The organism is Nonomuraea sp. NPDC049158, from assembly GCF_040648335.1.
Lineage (GTDB): Bacteria > Actinomycetota > Actinomycetes > Streptosporangiales > Streptosporangiaceae > Nonomuraea.
Genome location: NZ_JBEZDM010000018.1, coordinates 112,169 through 132,430, shown reverse-complemented (window position 1 = coordinate 132,430; position 20,262 = coordinate 112,169). Strand labels below are relative to the sequence as shown.

Below are 20,262 nucleotides of genomic sequence, written 5' to 3'. Positions count from 1 at the left end.
CGAGCGGACAGAGGGTGACACGCTCGGTCCGTGAGCAGACACACGGTGTTCGCCGGCGCGACGCTTGTCGCCCTGGTGCTCGTCCTGATCAGGATGGCGTTGGGCGGGCCCGGCCTGCTCGGCTGGTACCTGCTGGCCTGGGGGTTGTTCGCGGCCGCCTTCTGGGGGGCGCGCAAGGTGCCGAAGCGGGAGCTGACCGTGCTGGTGGTGGCGGGCGGGATCGTGGTGACCGCCACCGGCCTGGTCGCGCCGCCCAGTACGAGCAGCGACTCCTACCGGTACGCGTGGGATGGCCGGGTACAGGCAGCCGGGCACTCGCCGTACGACTACGCGCCGGCCGATCCGGTGCTCGGCCCGCTGCGTGATGACTGGCTCTTCCCCGATGACTGCGCGGCACCCGGCCTCGCCCCCGTGGCGGGGGGAGCCTGCACGCGCATGAACAGGCCGCTCGTGCACACCATCTACCCGCCGCTGGCCGAGGGCTATTTCCGGCTGGTGCACTGGTTGGCGCCGGAGGGGGCACGGCACAAGCCGTACCAGGTGGGTGGCGCGCTGATGGCGATCGCGGTGCTGCTGGCGCTGCTGCGATGGACCGGCGTCAGACAGGCGGCGTGCTGGGCGTGGTGCCCGGCCGTGCCCGCGGAGGCGGTCAACGACGCGCACGTCGACATGCTGGGCGTGCTGCTGGTGGTGCTCGCCTTCTGCGTGGTCCGGGGCGGAGTAGGCGGGGGCGGAGTGGTCCGGGGCGGAGTGGTCTGGGGCAGAGGAGCGCTGCTCGGCGCCGGGATCGCGACCAAGCTGCTGCCGGCCGCCGCGCTTCCCGGCGCGCTGTCCGGGGTGTTGCGCGACGGGGTCGCCTGGCGGCGTGTCCTGGCCGTCGTGCTGCCCGCCGGGGCCGTCGTCGTGCTGACCTATCTGCCGTACGTGCTGGCCTCGCGGGCTTCCGTGCTGGGCTACCTGTTCGGCTACCTCCAGGAGGAAGGCTACGAGGCGCCGTCGGCGAGAGAACGGTACGGGGTGTTGCGGCTGGTCATGCCGGATTTTTGGGCGCCGTACGCCGCCGTCGCCGTCCTGGGGCTGGTGATCTGGCAGGTGCTACGCCATGGTGACCCGGACCGCCCGTGGGCGGGGGCGCTGCTGGTCAGCGGATCGCTCCTGCTCCTGCTCACCCCGGCCTACTCCTGGTACGCGCTCCTGGTCGTCGCGCTGGCCGCCATGGACGGACGATGGGAGTGGCTGGGCGTGGCGCTGGCCGGCGCGGTCGCCTACCTGTCCGGCCCGTCCACCCTGGCCTATGCCCTGGCCACGGTGGGGGTTGTCGCGGGCTGGGCCGTACGACGCCGCCGTCATCCCTCTCGCAGGACGGCTCGCATATCGGAGATCGCCCGAACGGTCCCGCGAACGGTCCCCGTGACCTTGGACCGCCCGCGACGGGCCAGGTAGTCGATGTCGACCTCGGCGATGCGCCACCCGGCGCCCGCCGCCCGCAACACCATCTCCAGCGGGTAGCCGAACCTGCGGTCCCGCAGTCCGAGCGCGAGGAGTTCGGCCCGGCGGCAGGCCCGCATCGGCCCCAGGTCGTGCAGGGCCGCACCGGTACGGCGGCGCAGCTTCGCGGCCAGCACCGCGTTGCCCAGCCTGGCGTGCATCGGCCACGACGCGCCAGGCCGGCGCACCCGCCGGCCGAGCACCAGATCGCTCTCCCCGCCCAGGATCGGAGCGACGACCTCGGGCAGCTGCCGCGGGTCGAGGGAGGCGTCGGCGTCCATGAAGCACACCAACTCGGACGTGGCGGCCAGCAGCCCCGCATGGCAGGCCGCCCCGAACCCGCGCCGCGGCTCACTCACCACCAGTGCGCCCAGCTCCGCGGCGATCTTCGCCGAGGAGTCGGTGGAACCGTTGTCGGCCACGATCGGGCGGTAGCCGGGAGGCATCCGCTCGAGCACCCAGGCGAGGGCGGCTTCCTCGTTCAGACAGGGCAGCACCACGTCGATGGTCACTAGGGCTCCATCCTTCTGGTGGGCATTGTCACGGCACTCGCTGTCACGGCGCTCGCCGTCATGGCGTCTTCAGAGCGGGTCATGGTGTCCCCAGGGCGGCGGTGGCGAACTCCTTCATGCCGGCCTCGAAGCCGATCTCGGCCGCGAAGCCGAGTTCGGCGCGGGCACGGCCGGGCGCGGCGACGATGTGCCGGACGTCGCCCAGCCGGTATTCGCCGGTGACGACGGGCTCGGGCCCACCGCGCTCCGCCGCCAGGGCGGCGGCCATCTGCCCGACGGAGTGCGGGACGCCGCTGGCGATGTTGTACGCGACCAGGCCGCCCGCGACCGGCTCGGCCTCGGCGGCCGCCAGGTTCGCCCGCGCCACGTCGCGCACGTGCACGAAGTCACGCATCTGACGGCCGTCCTCGAACACACGGGGCGCCCGTCCGGCTTCCAGCGCCGACCTGAAGATGGCGGCGACACCCGCGTAGGGAGTGTCGCGCGGCATCCGCGGCCCGTACACGTTGTGGTATCTCAGCGCCACCGCGCTCCCGTCGGTCTCTCTCGCCCAGTTCGCGGCCAGGTGTTCCTGGGCCAGCTTGGTCGTGGCGTAGGCGTTGCGCGGGTCCATCGGCGCGTCCTCCCCGATCACGGCCGAGCGCACCACCTCGCCGCAGACAGGGCAGGACGGGTCGAACCGCCCGCGATCCAGGTCCGCCGCCGCGCGCGGGCCGGGCCGGACCCGGCCGTGTTCGGCGCAGTCGTAGGCGCCCTCGCCGTAGACCACCATCGAGGAGGCCAGCACCAGCCGTCCGACGTGATGCCTGGCCATCGCGGCCAGCAGCACGGCGGTGCCGTACACGTTGACCGAGGCGTAGTCCGGCAGGTCGGCCACGTCCACGCCGAGCCCGACCATCGCCGCCTGATGCACGACCAGATCCACCCCGGGCAGCCGCCGATCCAGGGTGTCCCGGTCGCGAAGATCAGCGCCGTTGTCGCGCAGATCGAGTCCCGACACGTCATGCCCGGCCGCCTCGAACGACTCGACCACATGACTTCCAATGAAACCGGCCGAACCGGTGACCATCACCTTCACCTTGCCGACAGTAATCATCGGAACCGGTCGGCCGAAGGAGGCGAGGACCGACGTTCGCAACCTGTAAGGACCTCGAAGAGAAAGCCGAAAGGGAAGGTATGTGGATATTTACCTGGTCATCCCCGCCGGGACTCCGGCAAGCTCCTCGCGGGCTCCGCGCAGGCACCGCCGTCTGAGCGACGTCCTCGACCGAGGGCCCGACATGACTATCCGAGATTCCCCGGTACCCGCCGAAACCGACTGAAAGGCGAACGTATGTGTACGAAGTCTGGCCAGGGCTGCCAGGCACGGGGCGTCGTGGTGGATGACCAGCGGGAAGAGCACCCCCCAGCGGACGCCTCTCGCCGTGCCGTCATCATGGGCGCGGGAGGCGCGGGTACATGACCGTCCTCGCCACCTGCACCCACCAGGGATACACCGTGGGCAGCGTCTCCTCCGGCATGATCACCTGCCCGTGCCACGACGGCATGTTCTCCTTCGCCGGCACCGTCATGGGCGGTCCGGCCACCAAGCCGCTGCCGGAGGTACAGATCAAGGTCGACGGCGACACCATCTCGCTCGTCTGACGGCGACAGACCACCGCGTTCCATCACCGACCGGTCCCTCAGGGCACTGGACCGGTTCGTGGCCGCAGGAAGGTTCACCATGACGACCTCGGAGATCGAGCACCGCGAGAGCTCGGCGGACCTCATCTCGGTGCTGGACGCGCGCACACCCGAGATCGGCGGCAACGACGGCGGCTGGCCCGGTCTGACCCTTTACCGCTTCACCGAGCCGGTGGCTCCGGCCTGGGAGGAGATTCAGTCGCTGTCGCTCGGGATCGTTTCGCAGGGCAGCAAGGCAGTGATCGTGGATGGCAGACGCTACGTCTACGACCCGTTCCATTACCTTGTGCTCGGCGGCACCCTGCACTTCCAGGCCGAGATCCTGCAGGCCAGCCCCCGCGAACCGTTCCTGTCCTTTGTGCTGGAGATCGACCCGGCGCTGGTGCGCAAGGTCTCCACCGACATGCTCGGCCGCCGGTCGAGCGCGTTCGGCGCGGTTTCTGAGCAGGGCGAGGCCGACCCGTGCGTCGTCTCTCCGCTCGATCCGGAGCTCATGGCGGCGGTCCTGCGGTTCCTGCGCTCGCTCGACAGCGGCGCCGATCGACGGGTGCTGGCGCCGATGTGCGTGGAGGAGATGGTCTACCGCGTGTTACGCCGGGAGCAGTTCTCGCGGATGCTGCACCTGGCGGCCAGGCAAGCCTCGCGCAACCCGATCGCCGCCGCGCTCACGTTCGCCCGGGCGCACTACGCGGAGCCGTTGACGGTCAATGACCTGGCCAAACAGGTGGCCTTGAGCCCGTCCGCGTTCTCGGCCTTGTTCCGCGAGGCCACCGGCCGCACGCCGTATCAGTTCCTCAAGGACTACCGGCTCGACCGGGCGCGCGAACTGCTGGTCGACCGCCGGATGACGGTCTCCGAAGTGTCCCGCCACGTGGGCTACGCGAGCGTTTCGCACTTCATCAAGGAGTTCCGCAACCGCTTCGGCGATACACCGGCGGCCTACGTCGACGCGCACAACGTAGCGGCCGAGCTGCGCAGGATGCGCTCAGACGTTGAGTAGCTCCTGTCCGGGCGCGGCATCACGTCGCGGTCTTCGGCTCGGAGTCGCGCCGCCAGGTCCAGTTGTCGGGTTCGTACATCGGGACGAGGCCCGCTCGCGTCATGTCGCACGGCCGCCGGGACGGACCTCGACCGGTAGAACTCGCAGATCTCGCCGATCAGCTTCTCGGTGACGGGCTCGTCGAAGCCGAACCCCAGCGCCTTGCTCCAGTAGCCGGTCGGGTCATCGCGCATGGCCGGCACGACGCCGCCGGCGAGCCGGACGCACTCGACGCCCTGGGCGTCCCGCGCCGCCGCCGGCGCTGCCGATTCGAGCTGGTACATCATCTCGGCCTCGGCGAGTTCGGCCAGCGCCGGCTCGGGATGGGTTGACAGGGACATGACATTCCTTGACTCCGATGGGGAAGCGACAGGCGCGAACCCCGGCCCCCCGCCTCTTGGGGGCCTGCCGACCGCTGGAGATCACCGCCTGGAGTCCCGGATTTCCTATAAGGGTTTAGCGTCGTAAACTCATCCCGCGCAGGGTGGGTACGTGCGGCCGTGGCCCGCACAGTCGGCGATCCGTCATATCAATCCAGGGGGTTGGCAGGCGTGGCTGTGCCAGTTCGTCCGGGGGGTGGCGAGGCCGGCCCGGCCTCCGGCGTACGTCTGCAGATTCTCGGTCCGCTGCGACTCTGGCGGGACGGTGTCGAGCTGGACGCCGGCCCCCGGCAGCAGGCCTACCTGCTCGCGCTGCTCCTGGCCCGTGAGGGGCGGCTGATCAGCACGGGCAACCTGATAGAGCTGATCTGGGACGGCGGCGATCCCGCCAGCGCCGTCAACGTCATCCACAAGTATGTCGGCGCGCTGCGGCGATTACTCGAGCCCGCGCTCCCGATCCGCGGGACCGGCTCATACCTGCGGCGCCAGGGTAGCGGCTATCTGTTCGTCGCCGGGACCGGCATGCTGGACCTGGCCGTCTTCCGGCAGCGGGTCCAGGCCGCCGGAGCGGCCCTCGCGGAGCAGCGGCGCGAGGCGGCGCTCGACTCTTACGTGGCGGCCTTGGAGCTCTGGCGGGGCTCCGCGGGCGAGGGGCTGGCCTACGGACCGGCCGCGATGTCGATCTTCGCGGGGCTGGATGACGAGTTCTTCACCGCGTGCGCGGCGGCGGCCGAACTCGCGATGTCGCTGGGCCGGCCGGAGCGAGTGCTGCCGCACTTGCAGCTGGCCGCCTCGATGGCACCATTGCACGAGCCCGTGCAGGCGAGCCTCGTCTCCGCCCTGGGCGCCGCCGGGCAGCAGGCGCAGGCGCTGGCGGTGTTCCGGACGGTACGCACCCGTCTGGTCGAGGAACTCGGCATCGATCCCGGCCCGGCGCTGCGGGCCGCGCACTGGCGGGTGCTGAGCGAGACCTCGACGCCGGCGATGGTACAGATGGCCGATGGGCAGCCGCCGACAACGGGACAGGCGGCGGCATCCGGGACGCAGCCTGCCGGTGGCCTGGTCGGCCGGGCCGAGGAACTCGCGGTACTGCGGCAGGCGGCGGAGGCGGCGCTGGCCGGCGGCAGGGGGCTCGTCGTCGTGGACGGCGAGCCGGGGGTGGGCAAGACCCGCCTGCTGGAGGAGATCGCCGACGAAGCGGAGCGGCGCGGCGCGCTGGTCGTCTGGGGCCGCTGCCTGGAGGGCGACGGGACGCCGTCGATGTGGCCGTGGGTGCAGGTGGTCGGCACGGTCCTGGAGGCGTTACCCACCGCGGCGCGGGCCAAGTGGCTCGCCGGCGCGCTCGGCCGGCTCGTCGACCCGCGCGAGCACGGCATCGCCGCGCCGACGTTGTCGGAAGGCGGCGCCCAGTTCCGCCTGTTCGAACGGGTCGTGGCCGCCATCGGCGAGCTCTCGGCGCTGCGGCCGGTGCTGCTCGTCATCGACGACCTGCAGTGGGCCGACGTCGCCTCGCTGCATCTGTTCAGTCATCTGGCGGCCCGGCTGCCGGGTGGCGCCGTGATCATCGGGGCGCTCCGCGACCGCGCGCCCATGCCCGGCACGGAGCTGTCGCGGATGCTCGCCGCGGCGAGCCGGGTGTCCGGCCAGCGCCGCGTCCACCTCGGCCCGCTCAACCTGGCCGAGGTGGCCGAGATCGTCCGTGGCGAGATCGGCCAGGTTCCCGGCCCGGACGCCGCCAGTGGCATCCACGCCCGTACCGCCGGCAACCCGTTCTTCGTCCGGGAACTGTCCCGGCTGCTCGCCGACGGCGGCGTGCTGACCGCGGACGCCGTGGCCCGGGCAGGGGTCCCGTCCACCGTGCGTGACGTCGTGCGCGACCGGATGGCCGGTCTCGACGACGGCGCCCGGGGCCTGCTCCAGGTCGCCGCGCTCATCGGCCGGGACGTCGACCTCCGCCTGCTCACCCGTACCGCCGGCCTCGACGTCCCGACCTGCCTGGACCGCCTCGAACCGCTGGAGGCGCTCGGCCTGCTCGGGCCGGCCCTCGATGACCCGTACTCGTTGCGTTTCGCGCACGACCTGGTCCGCGAGTCGGTCGCCGGGACCACGCCGCGGCGGCGCACGCCCCGGCTGCACCTGAGCGTCGCGGACGCGCTGGAGGGCATCGACTCCGAGGGCGAGTCCGCCGCCGAGCGCCTCGCCTATCACCTGTGGGCGGCCGGCCCGCTGGCGGACCCGGCCCGGACCGCGGCGGCCCTGGTGCGCGCGGGCCGCCGCGCGGCGGCCAAGTCCGCGTTCGAGGCCGCCGAGCGGCAGCTGCGGATGGCCGCGCAGGTCGCGCGGACGGCGGGCCTGGCCGAACTGGAGTTGTCCGCGCTGTCGCAGCTCACCGCGGTCGTCGGGATGCGTTCGATGTACGGGGCAGCGGCGCTCGAACTGCTGGAACGCGCCGAGCACCTGGCCCGTGACCTCGGCCGGGAACTGGAGGCCACCGACTTCCTCTTCTCCCGCTGGGTCGTGCACGCTCAGGGCATCCAGCTCGACCGCAGCGGGACGCTGGCGCGCCAGTTGCTCGACCACGGCAAGGCCTCCAGCGACCCGATCGTGTACGCCTACGGCCTGGAAGCCTGGGGCCTCCACCAGTGGGACGTGGGCAACATCGGGGAGGCGTTCCACTTCCTGAACAAGTCCAACCAGATCATGCTCCAGGGCCTCGCCCGGCACGAGGAGAACCCGGTCCGGCACGACCTGCAACTGCTCATGGCCGGAATGCTCGCGGAGATAACCGCGCTCCACGGTGACGTCCGAACAGGGCGGGCACTGCTCGACACGCTGGAGACCGAGGCGGGCGACGCCCTTTACGCGGTCACGATCTGGTCCGCCATCGCCGTGCGGATGGCAGTGATCATTGGCGACCCGGCCAGGGCGTTCCGCGCGGCGGAGCGGGGGATCGCCGCGGACCCCGAGTTCTCCTTCGTCTTCCTCGGCACCTACCAGCGGCTCGCCCGGTGCTGGGCGCTGGCCATGACCGGCGAGGACCCGGCCGGCGCCGCGGCGGAGGCCGAGCGGATCATCGTCGCGCACCTCATCGACCCGCCGCTCTCGTGCGTCGCCACCTGGTACGGGCTGCTCGGCGAAATGCGGCTCGCGGCCGGGATGCCGGCGGAGGCCGCCGCGGCCCTGGACCGGGCCGACTATTACCTCGACGCCTACGGTCAGCGCTACTCGGAAGGGCTGATCCTGCTGCTGCGAGCGCGGCTGCTGCGGGCTCTCGGCGAGCCCGTCGCGGTCGTCCGGGCCGCCGCCGAGAAGGCCCGGGCGTTGTCCGCCGAACGTGCGGCCCACCTGTTCGCCCGCCGCGCCGAAGAGTTCCTGGCGGAGCTCGGCGAGGGGCCGGCCGGCCACTGATCGCGCCGTCCTGCGTCCAGTGCGTCTTCACAGCTCATCAACAAGGGTTTCCACTTGCCGTCCAGTAGCTGTCAAGCACGTACCTCGTATGTTTCGGACATAGGCGACGAACGACACGAGGAGCGGGAACCGTGAAGGTTTTGATGGTGCTGACCTCGCATGACCAGCTGGGTGACACCGGGCGCAAGACCGGGTTCTGGCTGGAGGAGCTTGCCGCGCCGTACTACCACTTCAAGGACGTCGGGTGGGAGATCACGCTGGCCTCACCCAAGGGCGGCCGGGCGCCCTTGGACCCGAAGAGCAACGAGGAACAGTTCAAGACCGACCAGACCCGCCGGTTCGAGGCCGACGCCGCCGCCGAGGCTCAGCTGGACAAGACGGTGCGGCTGGAGTCGGTGTCGGCCGACGACTTCGACACGGTCTTCTACCCGGGTGGGCATGGCCCGTTATGGGACCTGGCCGAGGACGAGGCGTCGATCAATCTGATCGAACGGATCGTCGCCACGGGCAAGCCTCTCTCGATGGTGTGCCACGCGCCGGGCGCGCTGCGTCACGCCAAGAAGCCGGACGGCACCGCGCTGGTGGCGGGCCGCAGACTCACCGGCTTCACCGACAGCGAGGAAGAGGCCATGGGCCTGACCAAAGTCGTGCCCTTCCTGGTCGAAGACGAGCTCATCGCCAAGGGCGCCGACTTCTCCAAGACCGGCGACTTCGAGCCGTACGTGGTGACCGACGGACTGCTCATCACCGGACAGAACCCCGCCTCCTCCGGACCCGCCGCACTCGAACTGATCGCACTGACCGGCAAGATCACGGCCTAGCCCCCTTTCACCTCATGGATGAGGAGCCGCACATGAGCGACGCCACCGCACCCTCCTTCGCCGGCCTGGCCCATTTCGCCTTCACCGTCAGGGATCTCGAGGCCAGCGTGGCGTGGTACCAGAAGGTCTTCCAGGCCGAACTCGTGAACGGCAAGCTGCCGCACTACGGCCGCGAGTGGACCGGATACGCGGAGCTCGTCATCGAGCCCCGGACCGGCCTGGCCATCGGCCTGCACCACAACACGGGCAACCAGGGCGAGGAGTTCGACGAGGTCCGGACCGGCCTCGACCACATCTCCCTCAAAGTGGACGGCCGCGAAGGGCTCCTCGCCTGGTCGGACTGGCTCGACCGGCTGGGCGTCGCGCACTCCGGCATCCAGAGCGTGAAGGAGCCCTTCGTCTACTCGGTGGTCGTCTTCCGGGACATCGACAACATTCAACTCGAGGTCATGGCCGTCGGCGTCTGACGCTGGGGCCCGGTCAGTCGCCTGCCGGTGGAGCGGTGCATCGCCGGATCGTGAGGGTGGTGGCCGGTTCGAGGCCGGGCCGCGGCGTCCCCTCTCCGCGTCCCAAGGCGGGGGCCATCTCGGTGGCGGCCGCGGCCATCTCGGTGAGTGGCTGGTGAACGGTGGTCAGCGGAGGGTCGACCAGGGCGGCGACGGGCAGATCGTCGAAGACCAGTTCCATGATGTCGCCGCGGTTGGACCTGCGGCGCGGCGATCCGGCCGGCCACGTGACGATCTCCTTCGCCATCTGGACAACATTCTACGTTCACCACTTTTTAACATCAGACGTTGGACGTAGGATGTCCCCTCGTAATCTTCTCCTGTCAGAAGGGCGAGGGCATGCACGATGGTCACCCCCCAGAGGGCCGTACCGGACGCCGCTCCTGGCGCCGCCGGGCGGGCGCCGTAGCGGTGTTCGCCGGCTTGCTCGTCAGCGCGTTCGGCGCGCCGGCGACCGCGGCGCCGGCGGAAACCCCCGAGGCCGGCACGACCTCCGACGCCGCACCGTTCGTGGACGAGCAGGTGCTCTACAAACAGGGCGACTTCGGATACGGCTGCTTCCGGATCCCCGCCGTGGTGCGGGCCACCAACGGCATGGTCCTGGCGTTCGCCGAAGGGCGGGTGAAGGACTGCGGCGACGACGAGGACATCGACCTCGTGGTGCGCCGTTCCGCCGACGGCGGCCGGACCTGGGGACCGTTGCAGGTGATCTCGGAGGGCAACGGCACGACCCACGGCAACCCGGTGCCGATCGTCGACGAGCGCACCGGGCGGATCGTGCTGGTGAGCACCCACAACGGCGGGGAGCCGTGCCCGAACGGCTGTGACCGCGACCCCTGGGTGCAGTTCAGCGACGACCACGGGGCGACCTGGTCAGCCGCCAGGGAGATGACCGAGGGCAAGCGTCCGGAGTGGAACTTCTGGTACGCCACCGGCCCGATGCACGGCATCCAGCTCAAGCTCGGCCCGCACGCCGGCCGGCTGATCGTCGGGGCGAGTTTCGAAAGCTGGGACCGGGTCGGCAAGCACGTCTACGGCACGCACCTGCTCTACAGCGACGACAGCGGGGTGACGTGGCACATCGGCGCCGAGACGTCCCGCGACGACGGCACGATGATCGCGCAAGAGGTCACCGTCGTCGAGCTGACCGACGGGCGGATCTACGCCTCGGCCCGCGAGCGCGGCACCGACAAGGGCAACCGGGCGTACGCGACCAGCAGCGACGGCGGCGAGACGTGGGACGCGCCGTTCCGCACCATGCCGGCGCTGGCGACGACCGACATCCAGGGGTCGCTGACGCGGTTCAGCGACAAGCGCCTCCTGTTCTCCGCACCGATGCATCCGGGCGCCCGGGAGGCGATGGGGATCCGGTCATCCTACGATGAGGGGAACCGCTTCGAGACATGGGATGAGGGCAAGGTCTTTTACTGGGGACCGTCGGCGTACTCGGACATGGTGCGTCTGGACGGCGACGAGGCGGCCCTGATGTACGAGGCGGGCAGCATCACGCCGTACGAGCAGATCCGGTACGCGCGGTTCAACGAGGCGTACCTGGAGACCCCGAACGGCACCCCGCCCGGCATCCCCGGCCCCCCGGCGCCCGGCCCGACGACGCCGGACACGTCGCCGTACCGCAACCAGGCCTATGTGCGCGGTGGCGCGCAGACCACCGACGGGCGGTTCGGCGGCGGGCTGGCCCTGGACCGGGTGGACGACCGGGTGGAGGTGCCGTTCAACGGCTCCATCGACCTCGGCGCGAAGGACTTCACGCTGACCTCCTGGATCCGGTATTCGGAGCAGACCGGCGCGCACACGATCCTCTGGTTCCACCGGGTGAACAGGGGCACCAACCCGCCGGCGCTGTGGCTGCGGGCCGAACCGGCCGGCAACCGCATCCGGGCGGTCCTGTCCGTCGACCGGTTCAACGTGACCGTGCAGTCGCCGAGCGCGTACAACGACGGGCAGTGGCACTTCGTGGCGCTCCAGCGGGTACGCGGCGAGCTCCGGCTCCTGGTGGACGGCGTCCAGGTCTCGTCGGCGGCGGCGCCGGCCGGTTCGGTGACCCTCGGCAAGGAGTTCGGTCTTGAGGGGATCCACGTCGGACAGCGGCTGGACGGGGTGGACCGCTTCCGTGGGACGTTGGACGAGGTACGCGTCTACCGGCGCGCCCTCACCGACCCCGAACTGAACCTGATCCGAGGGTGGAACCTCCCGATCGGCGGGCAGCTGGGGCTGCGGCTGCCGTTCGACCAGGTCGGCTAAGCGTCCTGGACTAGCGTGCGAACATGCCATGTCCGTCCGGTGGGTCATCTGTGACGTCGGCGTAAACTTTGCCGTTCCGGGCTAGCCGTCCCGGACGGACGTGGGATGTTTGACGCAAGGTCTTCGACGAGCCCGGGGGTGGCATGCGTACCAGTGACGGCGCGTCGCTTCAGGAGCGCATCGTCGCACTGATCCACCAGCGGGGACTGGCCCCCGGGTCACCTATGCCGACCGAACCGCAATTGATGGAGCTGCTCGGGACGAGCCGCAACAGCGTCCGCGAGGCCGTGCGGGCCCTGCAGGCGCTGGGCATCATCGAGATCCGGCACGGACATGGGACGTTCGTCGGGCACGCGTCGCTCGACGCGCTGACTCCCACGTTCGCCTTCCGGGTGCGTTCGGGGCCGGGCGGGATCCGCGCGCTGCACGATCTGGTCGAGGTCCGCGAGCTGCTCGAGACCGGGCTGATCGGCCAGGTGGCCCAGAGCACCAGCGCCCCCCGGCTCGCCGCGTTGGAGGCCCTGGCCAATGGCATGGATCGGGACCGGGAAGCCGATCGGGCCTTCCACGCGCTGCTGTACGACTCGTGCGGCAACGAGCTGGTGCTGCAGCTGATCGGCCTGTTCTGGGACGTCTACCACGAGGTCGAGCCGACGCTGGGCCCGCCGGAGGAGCGGACCGACGAGATCGCCGTCAACCATCGCCGGATCGTGGCGGCGCTTCGCGCTCGGGACGCCGAGGCCGCACGGGAGGCGATGCGGCTGCACTTCCACGACGTCAAGGCGCGCATCGCGCGGGCGGAGGCCCGGCCGGCACCCGCGCCGGCCTGACCGCAGGCCAGAGGGGGCCGGTCAGGGGCCGCAGCGCCTCCTGGAGGTAGGAGGCGGCCCGGCAGTCCTGGTCCAGCCTGATGTGGGTCCAGGCGAGCGCGTGCAGCATGCTGGCCTCGCCGGCCGGGTTCCCGGTGGCCGCGTACAGCTCGAGCGCCCGTTCGGCCTGGACGATCGACTCCTCGTACCGTCCGACGTGGTCGAGCAGCCATGCGTGGCTGCGGTGGGCGGTGGCCAGCCCGCCCAGGTCGCCCAGGTCCTCGTACAGCCGCAGCGATTGCCGGATGTCCTGCCAGGCCACGTCGTAGTCACCCAGTCGCGCGGAGGCGCGGGCCAGCGCCCGATGGAGGTGCGCCCGCGCGGTTCTGTGTCCCAGCCGCTGGGCGGCGGCGAGCCCGTGGCGCTGGACGGTGGCGCAGTCGCGCCAGTGGCCCTGCTGGTCGAGGAAGCGTTCCAGCGCCCAGGCCAGTTGCCAGCTGTGCGTGTCGTGCCCGCCCTGGGCCGCCAGCTCCACCACCGGCATCAGGACGGAGTACTCAGCCGTGAACCAGGCCAGCGCCTGCCGGTCGTCATCGAACTCCGGCACGGGCCAGGCCAGCTCCGGCCGTTTCCAGAACGGGGCGAACTTCCTGCAGGCCCCATGCGCCTGCCGTGTGTAGTGGTCGAGCAGCCGTCGTACGGCCGCGTCCCGATCGTCCTCGGAGTCCTCCAGGAGCTCGGTGGCGTACGCGCGCAACAGATCGTGCGCGACGTAGCGGCCAGGAGTGTGCTCGGTGAGGAGACTGGCTCTGGTCAGCTCGTTCAGCGGACGCCGTACGGGCTCACCCGCGAGAGCGGCGGCCGCCCCGGCGCTGATGTCGGGCCCAGGATGCAGCGCCAGCAGCCGGAACAGGCGGGCCGCCGCCGCGCTGAGCGATCGGTACGACCACGAGAACACCGCCCGCACGTCAATGGCCGGATCGCCGTCCGCGAAGGCGTCCAGCGCCCCGGGCGTCCTCGACCGGGAACAGGTCCAGTGTCATCGGAAACGCCCCCTCTGTCGCCACCAGGCCCGGCAGCCGGTCCCTGCTGGTGATGAGCACCAGGCAGCCGGGACTGCCGGGCAGCAGCGGGCGTACCTGGTCGGCGTCGCGGGCGTTGTCCAGCAGGATCAGGACCCGGCGCTCGGCCAGCAGGCTCCGGTACAACCCGACCCGCGCGTCCATCGCGACCGGGACCCGGTTCGGCGGCACGCAGCTGACCGGCGGGTCCTGCGCCCAGAGGACGTCGACCATCTCCTCCAGGCTCACGGGCCGTCCCGCGTACGCCAGCAGGAGGGCGAACAGGGCCCGTTGCTGCGGAGGACCGGCGTTCAGCTCGACGTCTCCTCGCCAGAGGCGCACCGGCCCCAGCACCGCGAACCGCATCCGCCGTATCCCCCTCTGTCGCCACTGACGCTCAGGAGTATTTTGGACCGGCCATGCAATCGGATTGCAGCGGACTGGATATCGGGCAACGCCCTAGCTGATCGGGACGGTCAGGCGGCGTCTGGTGGGTGGGGGCTCCTTGCGCTCGCCGAGGAGGGTCATGAGCTGGTCCATGGCCACCTCACCAAGCCTTTCGCCGTCCACGTCGATCGCGGGGACGTCGTCCAGGCCGAGGCTTTCGACGATCATGCGCTCCGAGCTGACCACGACATCGCGGATTCCCCGGTTGAGCAGGGCGAACATGAGGCCGAGGCCGATCGAGGTCGCGTAGGGGACCACGGCGGTGGCGCGGGCGGCCACCACGGCCTCCGCCGTCCCCACTCCGGCGGCGAACGTGGAGGGGTAGGGGCCGAGCATGGTCAGCGTCGCGCCGCTCGACTCGGTCGCGGCGCGGACGGCGGCCTGGCGCTGGCGATCCTGCCAGGAGCCCGCCGGGCCGCCGATGTAGACGATGCGCTCGTGACCCTTCTCGACGAACCAGGAGACGAGCGCGCCGAAGGCGCTGGCCGTGTCGGCGACCGCCGAGGTCATGCCCTCGATCTCGCGGTCGATGAGCACGGTCGGCTTGAACGACGCGGCGGCGCGGACGATCTCGTCCGAACCTCGGGGCGCGGTGAGCAGGAAGCCGTCGACCTGGTGCGCGAGCTGCTCGATCGCGGCGATCTGGGCTTCGTGCTCCAGAGAGTGCACGGAGATGGTCAGCTGCATGCCCGAGTCGGCCGCGCGCGCCTGGGCCCCGCCGATGATCGGAGTGAAGAAGGTATTGTCGAGCGTGGGCACCACGACGGCGACCACCCCGGTCCGCCCGCGGGCCAGCTGGGTGGCCGCCCGGTTGGGGACGAAGCCGAGCTGCTCGGCGGCAGCGCGGACGCGGGCCACCGTTTCCGGAGCGGCCTGGTCCGGCCGGCCCAGTGCCCGGGAGGCCGTGGCCTTCGAAACCCCGGCCAGCGCGGCGACGTCCGCGAGTGTCGGCACTCATCCTCCTTGATGCGTAACACGGATTTCACACGGGGGTTTGTGCGCGAGGCCGCTCATAACTTATGGTCAGGCTCTTGGAACCGGTTCCGCAACCGGTTCCAAGTAAGCGTACGCCACTGAGAAAGGACGCCGACATCTCCCGCACATCGGCCTTTCTACTGGTGCCTGGTCTCGTCCTTCTCGTCGCAGGCTTCCTCATCCCCTCCGCCGCGATGCTCTTCGCGCCGCCGGACGTGGCGACCGGCGAGATCTTCGCGCGCCTGGGCGAGATGCTCACGGATCCCTACGACCTCGAGGTGATCGGGCGTACGGTCGGGCTGGCGCTGGCTGTCACGATCATCTGCGTCGTCCTCGGCTTCCCCATCGCGTACTGGCTCGCCCGCTCGCCGTCACGCTGGAGCGGAGTCTTCCTGGCTGTGGCGATCTTCCCATTGATGCTGAGCAACGTGGTGCGGACCTTCGGCTGGCTGGTGATCCTGGGCTCCAAGGGGGCGCTCGGCCAGCTGCTCGTCCAGCTCGGCATCGTGGAAGTGGCACCGCAGCTGCTCTACACCAAGCTGGCGATCATCCTCGGCCTCACCCAGCTGTTCCTGCCGCTGGCGATCATCTCCTGCTATTCGGCCGTCGCCCAGGTCGATCCCGGCCTGGACGACGCCTCGCGCGGGCTCGGCGGCAGCAGGATCCGTACGATGTGGAGCGTCGTCATCCCGCTGACCATGCCGGGCATCGTGGTGGCCGCCACCCTGGTCTTCGCTGGGTCCGTCACCGCCTACACCACGCCCTATCTGCTCGGCGGGTCCAGCCAGCGGATGCTGTCCACGCAGCTGTTCAACTACGCGAGCACCACGGTCGACTGGGCCTCCGCCTCGGCGACGGCGCTCATCATGACGGTCCTGGTCTTCCTGGTCTCCGGCCTGTCCTCGCTGATCGGGCGGAAGGGGGCCACCTCATGAAGCGGCCCATCACCGCGGCGCTCGCGGTCATCGGCTACGTCATCATGATCGTGCCGATCATCTTCGTGGTCGCCACCGCCTTCACGGCGGGCAGCACCCTGAGGTTCCCGCCCGACGGGATCTCGCTGCGCTGGTTCGACGAGGCGCTCGGCTACGAGCCGTTCATCGGGGCCGCGATCTCCAGCCTGGAGCTCGCCGTCCTCGCCACCGCGCTCGCGCTGCTGGTCGGCGTGCCCGTCACGCTCGCCGTCCACCGGGGAAAGCTGCCTGGCAAGGGGCTGGTCGAGGGGTTGTTCCTGTCGCCGCTCATCGTCCCTGAGCTGGTCGTCGGCCTCGCGCTGTTCCAGCAGCTGATGGTCGGCCTGGATCTGGACAACTTCAGCACGCTGCTGGTCGGGCACACGGCGCTGATGCTGCCTTACGCGGTACGCGTGACCGGCGCCTCGCTCGCGCTGGCCGACCCCGCGCTGGAGGAGGCCGCCAGGGGGCTCGGCGCCTCGCCGCTGCGCGCGTTCTTCAACGTGACGCTGCCCATCCTGCGGCCGGGCATCTTCTCCGCCGGGTTGCTCAGTGCGGTCACCTCCTTCAACAACGTGCCGCTGTCGCTCCTGCTGCAGGGACGCGACTTCCGTACGATGCCGGTGACGATGCTCGACTACGTGCAGCAGTCCTACGACCCGATGGTCGCCGCCGCGTCCACCCTCGTCCTGGCCGCCACCGTGGTCATCGCGGTGATCGCCGAACGCACGGTCGGATTCGCCAAGATCTTCGGAGGGATCAACCAATGACCGCCGCCGCCGAGTTGATCGGAGTCACCCAGAGGTTCGGCTCCTTCACCGCCGTCGATGAGATCGACCTCACCGTGCCGTCAGGGCAGCTGACCACGCTGCTGGGCCCGAGCGGCTGCGGCAAGACCACCACGCTGCGGATGATCGCGGGCTACTCGGCGCCGACGTCGGGGACGATCCGCATCGACGGGGTCGACAGCACGCGCACGCCGCCGGAGAAGCGGAATCTGGGGATGGTCTTCCAGTCGTACGCGCTGTTCCCGCACATGACGGTGGCCGACAACGTCGGCTACGGGCTCAAGCTGCGCAAGGTGCCGGCCGCGGAACGACGGGCGCGGGTCATGGAGACGCTCGAGCTCGTCGGGCTCGCGCACCTGGCCGACCGCAAGCCGAAGAAGCTGTCCGGCGGTCAGCAGCAGCGGGTGGCACTGGCCAGGGCGATCGCGATCAGGCCCAAGCTCCTGCTGCTCGACGAGCCGCTGTCCAACCTCGACGCCCGCCTGCGCGTCCAGATGCGGGCCGAGATCAGGCGCATCCAGGCCGAGACCCGGCTGACCGTCATCCTCGTCACCCATGACCAGGACGAGGCGCTGGAGATGTCCGACGAGATGGTCATCATGAACGAGGGCAGGATCGTGCAGCAGGGCTCTCCTCAGCAGGTCTTCCCCCGTCCGGCTGACCGCTTCGTCGCCGAGTTCCTCGGCTACGAGAACTTCCTCACCGCGGCCGACGGCACCCCGCTGACCATCCGGCCCGAGCATCTGCGCATCGCCGAGCACGGCCAGGGCCTGGACGCGAAGGTGGTCGACGTGGCCTTCCGCGGCGTCGACCTGCTGGTCTCGCTCGACGTGGTCGACCCGTCGGGCGCGACCGTCAGGCTGCGCGCCGACGTACGCGGCGACACGCCCCTGGCACCCGGATCGAGCGTCACGGTGATCGCGCCGGACGACCATCTGGTCTCACTCCCCCGCTGAAAAGTTCATTGGGAAAAAAGTTCACTGGAAGAAGGAACGACCCCATGCACACGCGCCGTGCCGCCATACTGGCCGCTGCTCTGACAGTGCTCGCCGCAGCCGGATGTTCCGGCTCCGGCTCCGGCTCCGCTGAGAAGCAGAACACCCTCGTCGTCAGCACCTTCCCCTTCGGCGTGAAGGAGTTCGAGCAGGCGGTCGTCGCTCCGTTCACCAAGCAGACCGGGATCAAGGTCGAGCTGGACACCGGTTCCAACTCCGACAGGCTGTCGAAGCTGCGGCTCGCCAAGGGCAAGCCGGAGGCCGACGTGGTGCTGATCTCCGACTACTTCGCCGCGCTCGGGCAGAAGGACGGGCTCTTCCAGAAGGTGGACGTGCCCAACATCAAGGAGCTGGCGCCGTTCGCGACCGAGGGCGCCTTCGAGGGGCCGGCCTACACGCACCAGCTCAACGGGATCATCTACAACACCGGCAAGCTGAGCCAGAAGCAGGCCGCCGACTGGGCGCTGTTCGCGAGCCCGGCGAACAAGGGGAAGGTCGCGCTTCCCGATATTTCGGTGACCGCCGGACAACTCATGATCTCGGGGGTTGGTGAGTCGTACGGCAAGGGCCCCTACGACATCGACACCTCGCTGAAGACCCTGGCCGGCTGGGCGCCGAACGTCCTGCAGTTCTACACCTCCTCGACCGAGGTCACGAACCTGCTGACCCAGGGCGAGATCGTCGCCGCCGACGCGCTGAGCGGCTTCGCCACCAAGCTGGTCACCTCGGGCGAGCCGATCGCCTGGACGGCTCCCGCCAAGGGCCGCTACATGGCCACCAACCGGGCGATGATCCCCAAGGGCGCGCAGAACCAGCAGGGGGCGGCGAAGTTCATCGACTACATGCTGTCGGCCGAGGCGCAGAGCGCCATGGCGAAGGCCGCCGGTGACCTGCCCACGAACCCGAAGGCCGAGATCCCGGCCGACGTCGCCAAGGTGACGGGCGAGGCGGCGAAGGATCCCGTGGCCGCCGGGTTCAAGACCCTCGACCCCGCCCAGCTCGTCGACACCCGCACCGCCTGGGTCGACCGCTTCACCCGTGAGGTGGCCGGCAAGTGAACCTCGACCTGATGCCCAAGGTCGATCTGCACTGCCACCTCATCGGCACCGTGCGCGCCTCGACCTTCGCCGAGCTGGCCAGGCGTGAGGGGCTCGACCTGCCTGACACGCCCGAGCGGATCTACGCGGATGTGAACTCGCTCCCGCCGGACCCGGCGCTCTACCTGAACACCCGGATCCCGGTCCCGCAGGGCAGGAGCGCGGACGAGCCCGCGGTCTCCTACTCGCTGTTCCAGGTGTCCTCGTGGGTTCTCCAGGTCCTGCGCGACGCCGACGATCTCACCAGGATCACCTATGAGGCGTTCGAGGACGCCCACCGGACCAGCGCGACCAGGCATCTCGAGGTCTCCTTCGACACGCTGACCGAGCACCAGGAGAAGCTCGGCTACGCCACGGTGGTCGAGGCGTACGCCGAGGGCATCAGGATGGCCGAACGCGACTTCGGCATGTCGGGCAGGCTCATCGCGGCCGTCGACCGGAGCACGTCCGGCGAGGAGGCGCTCTCCTGGATCCGTACGGTGGTGGACAACCCGCACGACTACGTGGCCGGGATCGGGCTGGACAACCTGGAGACCGCCGGCCGGCCCGAGCGGTTCGAGGCCGCCTTCCGGCTCGCCGGTGAGGCCGGGCTCCGGCGTACCGCTCACTCCTCCGAGCACGCGCCCGTCGCCGTCAACACGGTCACCTGCCTCGACGTGCTCGGGTGCGACCGGATCGACCACGGCTACTTCGTCCTCGAGGACGACGAGGTCGTCGCCAGGGTCAGGGACGAGCAGATCCCGTTCACGGTCATCTCGACCACCTCGCGGCGCTCGTGGCGGCCGTGGCGGCGGGCCTCGATCGCGGCGATGCTGGAGGCCGGGCTCAACGTCATTCCGGCTTCCGACGACCCTGGGATGTTCCCGACGTCGCTGGCGGACGAGTATCGGATCCTGTCCGATCAGCTCGCCGTACCGGATGAGCGGTTGCGGGCGATGGCGCTGGCCGGGGTGGAGGCGTGCTGGCTGCCGGAGCCGGAGAAGGACGCGCTGCGCGAGCGCTTCGAGCGCGAGCTCGCGAACCTGGAGTGATCGGCGC

20 protein-coding genes are annotated in these 20,262 nt (G+C 70.4%); 13 read left to right on the top strand and 7 right to left on the bottom strand.

Features of this window, described 5'->3' with window-relative positions; genetic code table 11:
• Positions 1-30: 30 nt before the first annotated feature.
• Positions 31-1,443 (top strand): glycosyltransferase 87 family protein, encoded by a 1,413-nt coding sequence (locus tag AB0B61_RS33270; RefSeq protein ID WP_358440330.1) that lies wholly within the window; start codon positions 31-33, stop codon positions 1,441-1,443.
• Here the strand turns inward: AB0B61_RS33270 and AB0B61_RS33265 are convergent.
• Entirely contained in the window at positions 1,347-2,000 is a 654-nt protein-coding gene (locus AB0B61_RS33265; protein ID WP_358440327.1) for a glycosyltransferase family 2 protein, read from the bottom strand. The two genes, AB0B61_RS33270 and AB0B61_RS33265, sit on opposite strands and share 97 nt — an antisense overlap.
• A 79-nt stretch (positions 2,001-2,079) precedes the next feature.
• Positions 2,080-3,069 carry an NAD-dependent epimerase/dehydratase family protein gene (locus tag AB0B61_RS33260; RefSeq protein WP_358440518.1) on the bottom strand — a complete coding sequence of 330 codons (990 nt, stop codon included), beginning with the start codon at positions 3,067-3,069 and terminating at the stop codon, positions 2,080-2,082.
• Positions 3,070-3,458: 389 nt separating this feature from the next.
• Here AB0B61_RS33260 and AB0B61_RS33255 point away from each other — a divergent pair, with 389 nt between their 5' ends.
• A complete protein-coding gene (locus tag AB0B61_RS33255; RefSeq protein WP_358440325.1) occupies positions 3,459-3,644 on the top strand; it encodes a Rieske 2Fe-2S domain-containing protein in 186 nt (61 codons plus the stop codon).
• Between the two features lie 79 nt (positions 3,645-3,723).
• A complete protein-coding gene (locus AB0B61_RS33250; protein ID WP_358440323.1) occupies positions 3,724-4,683 on the top strand; it encodes an AraC family transcriptional regulator in 960 nt (319 codons plus the stop codon).
• On the opposite strand, the gene AB0B61_RS33245 is transcribed toward AB0B61_RS33250, so the two are convergent.
• Positions 4,623-5,063, bottom strand: coding sequence for a hypothetical protein (locus AB0B61_RS33245; RefSeq protein WP_358440321.1), 441 nt, complete (start codon positions 5,061-5,063; stop codon positions 4,623-4,625). The two genes, AB0B61_RS33250 and AB0B61_RS33245, sit on opposite strands and share 61 nt — an antisense overlap.
• Positions 5,064-5,279: 216 nt before the next feature.
• Here AB0B61_RS33245 and AB0B61_RS33240 point away from each other — a divergent pair, with 216 nt between their 5' ends.
• The 3 genes from AB0B61_RS33240 to AB0B61_RS33230 all read left to right on the top strand — a co-directional run bounded on the left by AB0B61_RS33240 (position 5,280) and on the right by AB0B61_RS33230 (position 9,798).
• Positions 5,280-8,510 carry a BTAD domain-containing putative transcriptional regulator gene (locus AB0B61_RS33240; RefSeq protein ID WP_358440319.1) on the top strand — a complete coding sequence of 1,077 codons (3,231 nt, stop codon included), beginning with the start codon at positions 5,280-5,282 and terminating at the stop codon, positions 8,508-8,510.
• A gap of 131 nt (positions 8,511-8,641) precedes the next feature.
• Complete coding sequence (locus AB0B61_RS33235; protein WP_358440317.1) at positions 8,642-9,331, top strand: type 1 glutamine amidotransferase domain-containing protein; 690 nt, start codon at positions 8,642-8,644, stop codon at positions 9,329-9,331.
• Between the two features lie 32 nt (positions 9,332-9,363).
• Positions 9,364-9,798, top strand: coding sequence for a VOC family protein (locus AB0B61_RS33230; RefSeq protein ID WP_358440314.1), 435 nt, complete (start codon positions 9,364-9,366; stop codon positions 9,796-9,798).
• A gap of 13 nt (positions 9,799-9,811) precedes the next feature.
• Here the strand turns inward: AB0B61_RS33230 and AB0B61_RS33225 are convergent, their stop codons facing one another.
• The gene (locus AB0B61_RS33225) at positions 9,812-10,084 is read right to left on the bottom strand and encodes a substrate-binding domain-containing protein (RefSeq protein WP_358440312.1); all 273 of its coding nucleotides are present in this window, start codon (positions 10,082-10,084) and stop codon (positions 9,812-9,814) included.
• A gap of 92 nt (positions 10,085-10,176) precedes the next feature.
• Between AB0B61_RS33225 and AB0B61_RS33220 the strand changes: the two genes are divergently transcribed.
• Both AB0B61_RS33220 and AB0B61_RS33215 read left to right on the top strand, forming a co-directional pair.
• The gene (locus tag AB0B61_RS33220) at positions 10,177-12,099 is read left to right on the top strand and encodes a sialidase family protein (RefSeq protein WP_358440309.1); all 1,923 of its coding nucleotides are present in this window, start codon (positions 10,177-10,179) and stop codon (positions 12,097-12,099) included.
• Between the two features lie 143 nt (positions 12,100-12,242).
• Positions 12,243-12,929 carry an FCD domain-containing protein gene (locus AB0B61_RS33215; protein WP_358440305.1) on the top strand — a complete coding sequence of 229 codons (687 nt, stop codon included), beginning with the start codon at positions 12,243-12,245 and terminating at the stop codon, positions 12,927-12,929.
• On the opposite strand, the gene AB0B61_RS33210 is transcribed toward AB0B61_RS33215, so the two are convergent.
• The 3 genes from AB0B61_RS33210 to AB0B61_RS33200 form a co-directional block, all read right to left on the bottom strand.
• Positions 12,877-13,866: a tetratricopeptide repeat protein gene (locus AB0B61_RS33210; protein WP_358440303.1), complete on the bottom strand. Its 990-nt coding sequence runs from the start codon at positions 13,864-13,866 to the stop codon at positions 12,877-12,879. The two genes, AB0B61_RS33215 and AB0B61_RS33210, sit on opposite strands and share 53 nt — an antisense overlap.
• 10 nt (positions 13,867-13,876) lie before the next feature.
• Entirely contained in the window at positions 13,877-14,335 is a 459-nt protein-coding gene (locus tag AB0B61_RS33205; RefSeq protein ID WP_358440300.1) for a hypothetical protein, read from the bottom strand.
• A 93-nt stretch (positions 14,336-14,428) separates the two neighbouring features.
• A complete protein-coding gene (locus AB0B61_RS33200) occupies positions 14,429-15,370 on the bottom strand; it encodes a LacI family DNA-binding transcriptional regulator (protein ID WP_358440297.1) in 942 nt (313 codons plus the stop codon).
• A gap of 164 nt (positions 15,371-15,534) precedes the next feature.
• Between AB0B61_RS33200 and AB0B61_RS33195 the strand changes: the two genes are divergently transcribed.
• From AB0B61_RS33195 to AB0B61_RS33175, 5 genes are read left to right on the top strand one after another with little or no spacing between them, the layout of a single operon-like run.
• Entirely contained in the window at positions 15,535-16,326 is a 792-nt protein-coding gene (locus AB0B61_RS33195) for an ABC transporter permease (RefSeq protein WP_358440295.1), read from the top strand.
• Positions 16,323-17,114: an ABC transporter permease gene (locus tag AB0B61_RS33190; RefSeq protein ID WP_358440292.1), complete on the top strand. Its 792-nt coding sequence runs from the start codon at positions 16,323-16,325 to the stop codon at positions 17,112-17,114. The genes AB0B61_RS33195 and AB0B61_RS33190 overlap by 4 nt, the downstream gene beginning before the upstream one ends.
• Positions 17,111-18,088, top strand: coding sequence for an ABC transporter ATP-binding protein (locus AB0B61_RS33185; RefSeq protein WP_358440289.1), 978 nt, complete (start codon positions 17,111-17,113; stop codon positions 18,086-18,088). Before AB0B61_RS33190 ends, AB0B61_RS33185 begins: the two co-directional genes overlap by 4 nt.
• Positions 18,089-18,132: 44 nt before the next feature.
• The gene (locus AB0B61_RS33180) at positions 18,133-19,185 is read left to right on the top strand and encodes a polyamine ABC transporter substrate-binding protein (RefSeq protein ID WP_358440287.1); all 1,053 of its coding nucleotides are present in this window, start codon (positions 18,133-18,135) and stop codon (positions 19,183-19,185) included.
• Positions 19,182-20,255, top strand: coding sequence for a hypothetical protein (locus AB0B61_RS33175; protein ID WP_358440284.1), 1,074 nt, complete (start codon positions 19,182-19,184; stop codon positions 20,253-20,255). Before AB0B61_RS33180 ends, AB0B61_RS33175 begins: the two co-directional genes overlap by 4 nt.
• Positions 20,256-20,262: the final 7 nt, after the last annotated feature.

What these genes read in the sequence shown, in the direction of transcription:
- AB0B61_RS33260 (WP_358440518.1), bottom strand. Translation starts at nt 3,069, where the DNA reads ATGGTCACCGGTTCGGCCGGTTTCATTGGAAGTCATGTGGTCGAGTCG.
- AB0B61_RS33225 (WP_358440312.1), bottom strand. Translation starts at nt 10,084, where the DNA reads ATGGCGAAGGAGATCGTCACGTGGCCGGCCGGATCGCCGCGCCGCAGG.
- AB0B61_RS33185 (WP_358440289.1), top strand. Translation starts at nt 17,111, where the DNA reads ATGACCGCCGCCGCCGAGTTGATCGGAGTCACCCAGAGGTTCGGCTCC.
- AB0B61_RS33215 (WP_358440305.1), top strand. Translation starts at nt 12,243, where the DNA reads ATGCGTACCAGTGACGGCGCGTCGCTTCAGGAGCGCATCGTCGCACTG.
- AB0B61_RS33205 (WP_358440300.1), bottom strand. Translation starts at nt 14,335, where the DNA reads ATGCGGTTCGCGGTGCTGGGGCCGGTGCGCCTCTGGCGAGGAGACGTC.
- AB0B61_RS33220 (WP_358440309.1), top strand. Translation starts at nt 10,177, where the DNA reads ATGCACGATGGTCACCCCCCAGAGGGCCGTACCGGACGCCGCTCCTGG.
- AB0B61_RS33250 (WP_358440323.1), top strand. Translation starts at nt 3,724, where the DNA reads ATGACGACCTCGGAGATCGAGCACCGCGAGAGCTCGGCGGACCTCATC.
- AB0B61_RS33230 (WP_358440314.1), top strand. Translation starts at nt 9,364, where the DNA reads ATGAGCGACGCCACCGCACCCTCCTTCGCCGGCCTGGCCCATTTCGCC.
- AB0B61_RS33180 (WP_358440287.1), top strand. Translation starts at nt 18,133, where the DNA reads ATGCACACGCGCCGTGCCGCCATACTGGCCGCTGCTCTGACAGTGCTC.
- AB0B61_RS33190 (WP_358440292.1), top strand. Translation starts at nt 16,323, where the DNA reads ATGAAGCGGCCCATCACCGCGGCGCTCGCGGTCATCGGCTACGTCATC.
- AB0B61_RS33245 (WP_358440321.1), bottom strand. Translation starts at nt 5,063, where the DNA reads ATGTCCCTGTCAACCCATCCCGAGCCGGCGCTGGCCGAACTCGCCGAG.
- AB0B61_RS33255 (WP_358440325.1), top strand. Translation starts at nt 3,459, where the DNA reads ATGACCGTCCTCGCCACCTGCACCCACCAGGGATACACCGTGGGCAGC.